Source organism: Vibrio genomosp. F10 str. 9ZD137, assembly GCF_049974785.1.
Lineage (GTDB): Bacteria > Pseudomonadota > Gammaproteobacteria > Enterobacterales > Vibrionaceae > Vibrio.
This window is the reverse complement of sequence record NZ_JBNGCJ010000748.1, coordinates 1-4,321: the sequence shown is the minus strand read 5'-3', so window position 1 is coordinate 4,321 and position 4,321 is coordinate 1. Positions and strand designations below refer to the sequence as shown.

At 45.2% G+C, this 4,321-nt stretch carries 6 protein-coding genes; 1 reads left to right on the top strand and 5 read right to left on the bottom strand.

Translation table 11 applies throughout. The annotated features are described in order from the left end of the window. Positions 1-143 precede the first annotated feature (143 nt). Positions 144-362 carry a hypothetical protein gene (locus tag ACP45E_RS17630; protein WP_017037328.1) on the top strand — a complete coding sequence of 73 codons (219 nt, stop codon included), beginning with the start codon at positions 144-146 and terminating at the stop codon, positions 360-362. A gap of 56 nt (positions 363-418) precedes the next feature. Here ACP45E_RS17630 and ACP45E_RS17625 read toward each other — a convergent pair whose 3' ends face one another. The 5 genes from ACP45E_RS17625 to ACP45E_RS17605 all read right to left on the bottom strand — a co-directional run. After that, complete coding sequence (locus tag ACP45E_RS17625) at positions 419-1,567, bottom strand: cupin domain-containing protein (protein ID WP_017037329.1); 1,149 nt, start codon at positions 1,565-1,567, stop codon at positions 419-421. A 58-nt stretch (positions 1,568-1,625) separates the two neighbouring features. Beyond that, the gene (rsmS, locus tag ACP45E_RS17620) at positions 1,626-1,823 is read right to left on the bottom strand and encodes a pleiotropic regulatory protein RsmS (protein WP_017034885.1); all 198 of its coding nucleotides are present in this window, start codon (positions 1,821-1,823) and stop codon (positions 1,626-1,628) included. A gap of 2 nt (positions 1,824-1,825) precedes the next feature. Next, a complete protein-coding gene (locus ACP45E_RS17615; RefSeq protein ID WP_017037330.1) occupies positions 1,826-2,374 on the bottom strand; it encodes a primosomal replication protein in 549 nt (182 codons plus the stop codon). 43 nt (positions 2,375-2,417) lie between these two features. Beyond that, positions 2,418-3,197: a sulfite exporter TauE/SafE family protein gene (locus ACP45E_RS17610; protein WP_017034887.1), complete on the bottom strand. Its 780-nt coding sequence runs from the start codon at positions 3,195-3,197 to the stop codon at positions 2,418-2,420. Positions 3,198-3,321: 124 nt separating this feature from the next. Continuing rightward, positions 3,322-4,321: helicase C-terminal domain-containing protein (locus ACP45E_RS17605; RefSeq protein ID WP_277815716.1), on the bottom strand; the 1,000-nt coding region annotated here is incomplete at its 5' end.

Below are 4,321 nucleotides of genomic sequence, written 5' to 3'. Positions count from 1 at the left end.
ATCTGAAGCCTAGCAATGCATTTCTGAAAGCACGCAGAAGATTATAAACAATATCAACAAGCCCTAGTATGACTCGTTCTAAGCTGAGACAGAGCATACTTCTTTGAAAGGACGCTAGCCAATGGTAGGAAACCGAGTTCTGGGTGTGGGGCGAGTTCAAGCAGATGTTCGCTGTGGATGGCGGGACAAGGCGCAGAGGTATTGTATTAGAGCCTTTCGCTGCCATGCTCTACCAAGGAAAGGAGTTAACAGGTAATAAGGTTATTTGGCTTAATGATGAGCTCATATCGCTAAACTATCCCTTCAATGGAGCGATTAACGGTGTTCTTGGCGAAAGAGAATATAACGCCTTCGGATGCTAATCGAAAATCACTCACAAGAGGTTCGCACGCCTAGAATCTAGGCGGCTATCTGAGGCTTAGACCTGCTCGTCACAATACCAGTAACCTTTGTTTACTAAATCAGTAAGAAGAGCGATGTCGGCGCTCCCGATTGGTCGATTAAAATCCGAAGCACTTAACGTGTCAGAGTTACAAAGCCTGTGTAAAAAGTCCTGTTGTTCTGAATCAACTTTAAACATGTTGCCATCGATATAAGCGACACATGGCTCTGACTCGTTGTATAACGCACGTAATCCAGAGACTTTCATAAAGGTCACCTCGTTAGCGAGTTGTAGAGAGATCTCTTCACTTTGCCACGCGTCTTCTGGCGGATACAGCGCTAACTGATGGCGAGATTGGCTTAGCATGCTGCCCATAAAGTCCTTGAGCGTATCCGGTTCTTCTATCGCTCGTGTTAGCATTTCTGTCAGCAGAGTGAGGTCACTAGAAAGAATCTCTCCGTGCTGAGCTTGCGTTTTCAAGTTTGGATTGTGAAGATGCACATCCCCAATATCATGAGCTAACACATAATCGGCGAAGTTGCTGACCAGCTCTTGTTCTTTTGGTGAGCGGTATCCCATCGAATAACTCATCGAAGGCTCTAATGCGACACCTTCATGTGGGAAACCGGGTGGAATATACAAAATGTCACCAGGCTCTAGAATGTCATCAATGATGGCATCGAATCCTTCTATTTGTCTTAGGGCTGCCGCACGTTGCGTTTCTTTGTATTGCCCGACATCTTTATCTCCAACTCGCCAGTGACGCTTACCACTGCCCTGAATAATAAATACATCATATTGATCGATGTGTGGGCCAACTCCGCCACCGGTTTCGGAATAACAGATCATGAGATCGTCGAACAACCACTGAGGCAGATGCTTAAAAGCGTGAGATAGCTCAGCAACGCCCTCGTGCCAATGGTTCGCGGCTTGCACGATCAATTGCCAGTGTGAGGCAGGCAATTGGCTGAACTTCGCTTCATCGAACGGCCCATGTTCTGCAATCCATTTATTATCAAAATTAGACACATAGCGAGAATCGACTTCTTCTTCCATGGTTAGGCCAGCCAGCTCTTCAGGGCTGATTGGGTCTTCAAAACGTGCGAATCCACCTTTAATAATGGTGGGCTTTTTATGCCAAAACTCAGCTAGAAAGGAATCTAGGGAAAACGAAAGTTGATACATGTTTTTACCAATTTAAGGGTGGGTATAAATAGCGTGACTACAATGACAATGACAATGACTACAGACGTGATGACAGTTTGGATTCAATATCTGACTTGACTATCTCTATGGCTTTTAGGGCGGTTGTTAGATCGACTTCGTTGGATTCAAGAAGATAAATAAGATCCACAGCCAACTTGATTTCATCTGGCGCGTTGTCCAGCGGAGAATTATTTTCATTCGGCATCTTTTCATGCGGGATATTTTCGTAAGACATAATTATTGGTTCTTTTCTCTAAAGGTAATTTGCTTTTCTATCTTTAGCTTGGCTTCTTGGCAGCGCTGTAACCTTTGTTCCGTGGCAAGTAAAGATTGCTGAGCCTGCTGTTGATGAAAAGAAGGGGCCTGAGATAGCTCTAGCTGTTTCTCTATTACCATATCACGCAGGCGAATTTCCCACTCCTGGTGTTGAGCCAGTTCCTGATAAAGTGCATTAATCGGCTTTCGGTAGTAGCTTGAATGCTTGGGTTCACTTTTGCGAATACCCTGCGTTGAAAGCTCTCTCTGAATAGCGCTTATTTGAGCGAGCAAACGTTCAGATAAAAACTCCGCTCTATCGGCCGTGAGTTTTTTCGCTTGTTCTTCACGAATGATGGTTTTAAAGGTCGACTGGGTTTCAGAGACGCAAGGGACCAGCAATCTCCCGTGGCAATGAAAAAGGCGTTCATCGAACAAAGGTTTATGATGCTCACCACGAGAGCGATCTAATTGCGCGGCCTGATGTGCCAATTGTTCAAGAATGGGCTTTAAGTTTGAAAAATGACTCATAGGTTATACGACTCGTTCCATGGGGTTACGATTTCAGGGGCCATCATAAGCTAACAAACCATGCTTCATACGCTAGTTTTACGGCCAATACACTCACTACAGTTATAAAGACAGGACGAATGAACTTAGCGCCAAATCGAATAGCTGAATGTGCTCCCACGTAGGCTCCCGCCATAAGACAAACACCCATGGTTAACCCAAGTACCCAGTCAATGTGGCCAAGAACAGCGAAAGTGACAAGAGAGGTAAAGTTGCTGGTGAAATTCATTGCTTTAGCAAGGCCAGAAGCTAATAGAATATTGAGGCGGTACAACGCCATAGAACTCACAGTCCAAAAAGCGCCAGTTCCAGGCCCTGCGACACCATCATAAAACCCCAATGTTAGCCCCTGGATAATCTGCTTCTTGCGAATCGATGGTGTGTACTTTGGCAAGACATTCTTAGTTGAATGGGGCGTTTTATGAAAAATGGTGTAAACCGCGGAGGCGAGAATAATCAAAGGAAGCCCTTTTTCTAACCACTCCGTGCTTATTGCATCAACAATTAACGTCCCAAAAATTGCACCAAATAAGGTGGCGACAAACGCATGCCGCCAGAATTTAGGCTTGAACAGTTTTTTCTTGTAATAGGTAAAAGCAGCCGTCGAAGAAGCAAAGGTGGCCGCCAGTTTATTGGTTCCTAACGCGATATGTGGGGGTAACCCAAGTGAAAGCAGGGCGGGTACGGTTAGCATTCCACCACCGCCTGCGACAGCGTCAATAAAACCAGCGACAAAAGCGACCAGCGCTAGCACAACCAGCATGGTCGGCTCTATTAATTCCATAAACTATTCTTCTATTTTATTTTTATTGTCGAGGCCGGTTTATTATTGGGCCTGTGTGAATTAAAAGCAGTGAGAACCAAAGCCGTGAGAATCAAAACGAACGAACCAAAAACGGCAACACGCACTATTTTATCGTTCTTTTAAACGGCGGAAGTGAATCAAGCAACGACTTCCCGTAGCGTTTTGTCACTATGCGTCGATCAAGGATGTACACTTTACCAGAGTCTCGTTCTTTACGCAGTAAACGCCCAACCGATTGAATCAGTTTTTTACTGGCTTCAGGCACACTGATTTGCATAAACGGATTTCCGCCACGCTGTTCAATATATTCCGCGTGCGCTTGCTCAACAGGTGAGGTAGGGACACCAAAAGGAATCTTGGTAATGATGAGATTCTCCAATAGCTCCCCTGGCAAATCTAATCCTTCAGAAAAGCTCCCCGTACCAAACAGCACGCTTGTCTTCCCGCATTGAATCAACGTTTTGTGTTTGTTTAGGATTTCGTTGCGAGAGCTGTCACCTTGAACTTGAATCGCCCAACCTTTTTTAATAAAACCCTTTGCAAGGCCTTCAGCAACTTGGTTCATTTGCCAGTAAGAAGAGAATAAAACAAGATTGGCCTTCTTGTCTTCAATTAGCTTAGGCAATATTTCAATAAGATATTCAGTAAATTGAGGCGCCTGAGGCTCATATTTCATTTCAGGTACAATCAGCTCAGCTTGGTTTTGATAATCAAAAGGGGAAGCCAGTGCTAAAAATTGAGTGCCTGAATCGGGTTTGTCACTGACTCCTGTCTGGTGGCAGAAGAAGCCAAAGGAGTTGAGCGCTCGCATTGTGGCCGAAACCAAAATAGCGCCAATGCAACGGCTCCATAGTTGCTGATCTAACTGCCAACCGACTTCAAGAGGAGAAACGTTGACCGTGAAATCACTGTCGCTTTCTTTCGATACTTCTATCCAACGTGCAAGTGGCGCTCCTTTTTCGCGTGTTGGTTCTGCCATGAGAGTCCAAACTTGAGCGAGATTCTCAAGCCGTTGCAGGTAAAATCCCAGCTCTGCTAATGCCGGTTCTGCCAACTTGCTCGATAGCTCACCGTCTTTTAACCGCTCCGCGATCAGATCCGCT

Excerpts from the sequence above, each read along its gene's own strand:
- ACP45E_RS17625 (WP_017037329.1), bottom strand. The coding sequence starts at position 1,567 with ATGTATCAACTTTCGTTTTCCCTAGATTCCTTTCTAGCTGAGTTTTGG.
- rsmS (WP_017034885.1), bottom strand. The coding sequence starts at position 1,823 with ATGTCTTACGAAAATATCCCGCATGAAAAGATGCCGAATGAAAATAAT.
- ACP45E_RS17615 (WP_017037330.1), bottom strand. The coding sequence starts at position 2,374 with ATGAGTCATTTTTCAAACTTAAAGCCCATTCTTGAACAATTGGCACAT.
- ACP45E_RS17610 (WP_017034887.1), bottom strand. The coding sequence starts at position 3,197 with ATGGAATTAATAGAGCCGACCATGCTGGTTGTGCTAGCGCTGGTCGCT.